At 67.4% G+C, this 3783-nt stretch carries 4 protein-coding genes; all 4 read right to left on the reverse strand.

The window, feature by feature from the left end; translation table 11 throughout:
• Positions 1-57: 57 nt before the first annotated feature.
• The gene (locus ABZ319_RS40205) at positions 58-1011 is read right to left on the reverse strand and encodes an alpha/beta hydrolase (protein ID WP_354991850.1); all 954 of its coding nucleotides are present in this window, start codon (positions 1009-1011) and stop codon (positions 58-60) included.
• A 23-nt stretch (positions 1012-1034) separates the two neighbouring features.
• The gene (locus tag ABZ319_RS40210; RefSeq protein ID WP_354991851.1) at positions 1035-1547 is read right to left on the reverse strand and encodes a phage holin family protein; all 513 of its coding nucleotides are present in this window, start codon (positions 1545-1547) and stop codon (positions 1035-1037) included.
• A gap of 28 nt (positions 1548-1575) precedes the next feature.
• Positions 1576-2814 carry a Na+/H+ antiporter NhaA gene (gene nhaA / locus ABZ319_RS40215; protein WP_354991852.1) on the reverse strand — a complete coding sequence of 413 codons (1239 nt, stop codon included), beginning with the start codon at positions 2812-2814 and terminating at the stop codon, positions 1576-1578.
• A 213-nt stretch (positions 2815-3027) separates the two neighbouring features.
• The coding region (locus ABZ319_RS40220) for an AMP-binding protein (protein ID WP_354991853.1) at positions 3028-3783 on the reverse strand (756 nt) is incomplete at its 5' end.

Raw genomic sequence — 3783 nt, forward strand, 5'->3', positions numbered from 1 at the left:
GCGGCCGCTAGGGGGGCGGCCCGTTCCGCGTTCGCGGCCAAGTGTTTTCGGAGCCCTTCACGCCAGGAGCTTGGCCAGCTCCGCGGTGACGACGTCCGGATTCTCCTGGTGGGCGTAGTGCCCGGCCTCGGGGATGGCCACCATGCGCCGGTTCGGCGACAGCTCGTAGCCGCGCCGGATGGTGCGCGCGAGGATGTAGCGGTCCCGGTCGCCGTACAGCGACAGCACCGGAATGGTTACCGGCTCCCGCATGGTGGACATGAAACGCTTGCCGTCGGGCCGCCATTGGCTGCGGAAGGCCCAGCGCTGATACTCCAGCGCACAGTGCGCCGCTCCCGGAATCCGGATCGCGGTGCGCATGCGCTGCGCGGTGTCGGCGAATTCCTCGGTGCCGGACCAGCGTTGGCCCGCGTGCCGGCGCAGCAGCGCCTCGATCTCCGCGCCGTTGTCGACGGTGATGAGGTTCTCCGCGTAGCGCGGTATCTGATACCGCAGGAAGTTCGGCAGCCAGGTGGCGCGCTGCCCGCGATCGCGCAGCACCGCGCGCTTGAGCGCCACCGGATGCGGTGAGCTCACCAGCGCGATGGAACTGACCAGGCGCGGATGCAGCACCGCGGTGGCCCAGCACACCAGACCGCCTTCGGCGTGCCCGACCAGGGTGGCGTCCGAATGCCCGAGCGCGCGGATCAGCCCGGCGATGTCCCCGGCCAGGGTCCAGCCGTCGTAGCCGCGCGGCGGCTTGTCGGTGTCGCCGTACCCGCGCAGGTCCACCGCGACCGCCCGGAATCCGCGTTCGGCCAGTCCGGTCAGCTGGTGGCGCCACGACCACCAGAAATCCCCGAAGCCGTGCAGCAGCACGACCAGCGGGGTGTCGGGATCGGCGAAGGCCGTCCCGCCCGCGGGCACGGCCTCCACGACGTGGAAGCGAATGCCGTTGGCATGCACATCCCGATGGGTCCACGGTCCGTCGTAGCGGACAGCGGACGGATCCGGGGGCGAATTCGACGACACGCCGAAGGAGACTAATCGAAGGTCTAGTACCTCGGTGTTCCGAGCTGGGCGGAAGTGCTCGCCGGGTGGTCGCCGCCGGACCCGAAACCGCTGGGCAGCACGGTCTTCACCTCTTTCAGCGACTCGATGGTCTTCTCCGGTGCGCGCAGGCGCTTCACCTTGAGGTAGCCGAGGAACCCGAGCGCCGCGGTGGCCACGATCATCGACAGGAAGACGATGAGGAACGCCAGCCAGCGGTACACCCACACGTCCAGCAATTCGGCGAGGAAGAAGAAAAAGAAGAACGAGCTGAAAAGCAGAATGGTCAGCGCCGCGATGAAGAAGACACTGCCCTGCAGGCCCTTCTTGACCTCGCCGGTGACCTCGGCCTTGGCGAGTTCCACTTCCGCGCGCACCAGTGTCGACATCTGTTCGGTCGCGTCGCGAACCAGCGTGCCGATGGTCGCCGCTTCGTGCACATCGACATCGGACAGCGGAATCGAGGTGATGGTGCGGGGGTTCCCGTCTCGCCCGTTACCGCCCTGGTTGAAACTCAATTGCTCGACCCTTCTCCATGTCCCGGACCTATCCGGTCAAGTCCTCTTGTCCTTGCAGTGCCCGCTCGTCACGTCGCGCCTGGTGGGCACGGCCACGACGCAACAGTAGCGCCGAACCTGCCAGGGAAGCCGCCAATGATGTCAGCAACACCGCCGCTTTCGCGAGTTCGACCGCGGAGCCGTCGCCGACGTCCGCCAGTGCGAGTTCTGCCACCAAGAGGCTAACCGTGAACCCGATCGCACCTAGTACCGACAGGGCGAACATGTCCCGGTATTCGAGATCACCCGGCTTTTCGGCAATACCCAGACGCACCGCGAGCCAAGCGGATCCGAAGATTCCGAGCGTTTTCCCGATCAGCAGGCCGGCCATGATGGCGAGCGACAGCCGGTTGGTGAACAGCTGGGAGAACACCTGCGAATCCAGCGGCACACCCGATGCGAACAGCGCGAACAACGGAACGCAGATTCCGGCGGAAATGGGCTGGAACAAATGTTCCAATTTCGCCGCGGGTACGTCGTGCTCGTCCTCGTCGTCATCGGGGCGGACCCGGGTGAGCAGGCCGCAGGCCACGCCCGCCAGGGTCGGGTGGATGCCCGCCTCGTGCAGCGCGTACCAGGTGACCAGTGCCAGGGGCACGTAGATGATCGGGTTGCCGAGCCGTTTGCGCTGGGCCAGGAACCAGCACAGCAGGCACAGCACCGCGATCAGCAGCCACAGCATCTTCAGCGTGGTGGTGAACAGGGCCGCGATGAGAACGATGGCGATGAGATCGTCGACCACGGCCAGGCTCAACAGGAACACCCGCGCGCCGGCCGGGATGCGGGATCCGGTCAGCGCCAGTACGCCCAGCGCGAAGGCGATGTCGGTGGCGACCGGGATGGCCCATCCGCGATCCATGCCCGGCACGCCCCAGCCCACGGTCATGGCGATGAGCGCGGGCAGGAGGACGCCGCCCGCGGCGGCGACGATGGGCAGGGTGGCGCGTTTGCGGTCCGCGAGTTCGCCGACGACCAGTTCGCGTTTGAGTTCGAGCCCGGCGACGAAGAAGAAGATGGCGAGCAGGCCGTCCTTGGTCCAGTCGGCCAGGGTGAGGTTCAGGTGCAGCGCCGGAATGTCGAGGTGGGTGCCGATCATGGCCGTGTAGCTCGCCTCCCAGGGCGAGTTCACCCACAGCACGGCGGCCGCGGCGGCGATGAGAAGCAGTGTGCCGCCGACGGTTTCGGTGCGGAGATAGCGGGACAGTTCCGAGCGCAGCTGAACGATCAAGGGCGCGCCTTTCTGGTCTTTCGGTCGACAGAACCAGCGGAGTGCGTCTCACCATCGAGGGGTCGGCGCATACCGCATGCCGACCAGACTTCCCGGCACACCTTACGCAATTCTAACGGTCAGTTCGGGCACCGAAGACCCCGGCCGCCGGGTCCGGACACGGCTCGGCCCCCGGGACCGGTCGTCGCGGGGGCCGAGTGTGCGAGGCGCGGGTTACGCCTTGCCGGCGCGAATGGCCTCGAAGACGTTGGGGTCGACCAGGGTCGAGGTGTCACCCAGTTCGCGGCCCTCGGCCACATCGCGCAGCAGCCGGCGCATGATCTTGCCCGAGCGGGTCTTGGGCAGCTCCGGGACCACATGGATCTCCCGGGGCCGGGCGATCGGTGAAATCTCTTTCGAGACTTCGGCTTTGAGTTCGGCGACCAGATCCTCACCGGTGTCCTTCGCCTCGGCGGTGAGGATGACGAAGGCGACGATGCCCTGCCCCGTGGTGTCGTCCGACGCGCCGACCACCGCCGCTTCGGCCACACCCGAATGGCCGACCAGAGCGGATTCGACTTCCGCCGTGGAGATGCGGTGGCCCGAGACGTTCATGACGTCGTCGACGCGGCCCAGCACCCACAGGTCGCCGTCGGTGTCGAGTTTGGCGCCGTCGCCGGCGAAGTACCAGCCCTGCTCGGCGTAACGCTGCCAATAGGTTTCGCGGTAGCGGTCGTTGTCGCCCCAGATCCCGCGCAGCATCGAGGGCCACGGCTGATCCAGCACCAGGTAGCCGTTCGCCTCGGTCTCCCCCAGCTGCACCACATTGCCTTCTTCGTCCACCACCGTGGCCGAGATGCCGGGCAGCGGGGTCATGGCCGCGCCCGGTTTCGTAGCGGTGACGCCGGGCAGCGGGGAGATCATGATCGCGCCGGTCTCGGTCTGCCACCAGGTGTCCACGACCGGGGTCTTGCCTGCGCCGACCACGTC

This window comes from Nocardia sp. NPDC005978, from assembly GCF_040614455.1.
GTDB lineage: Bacteria > Actinomycetota > Actinomycetes > Mycobacteriales > Mycobacteriaceae > Nocardia.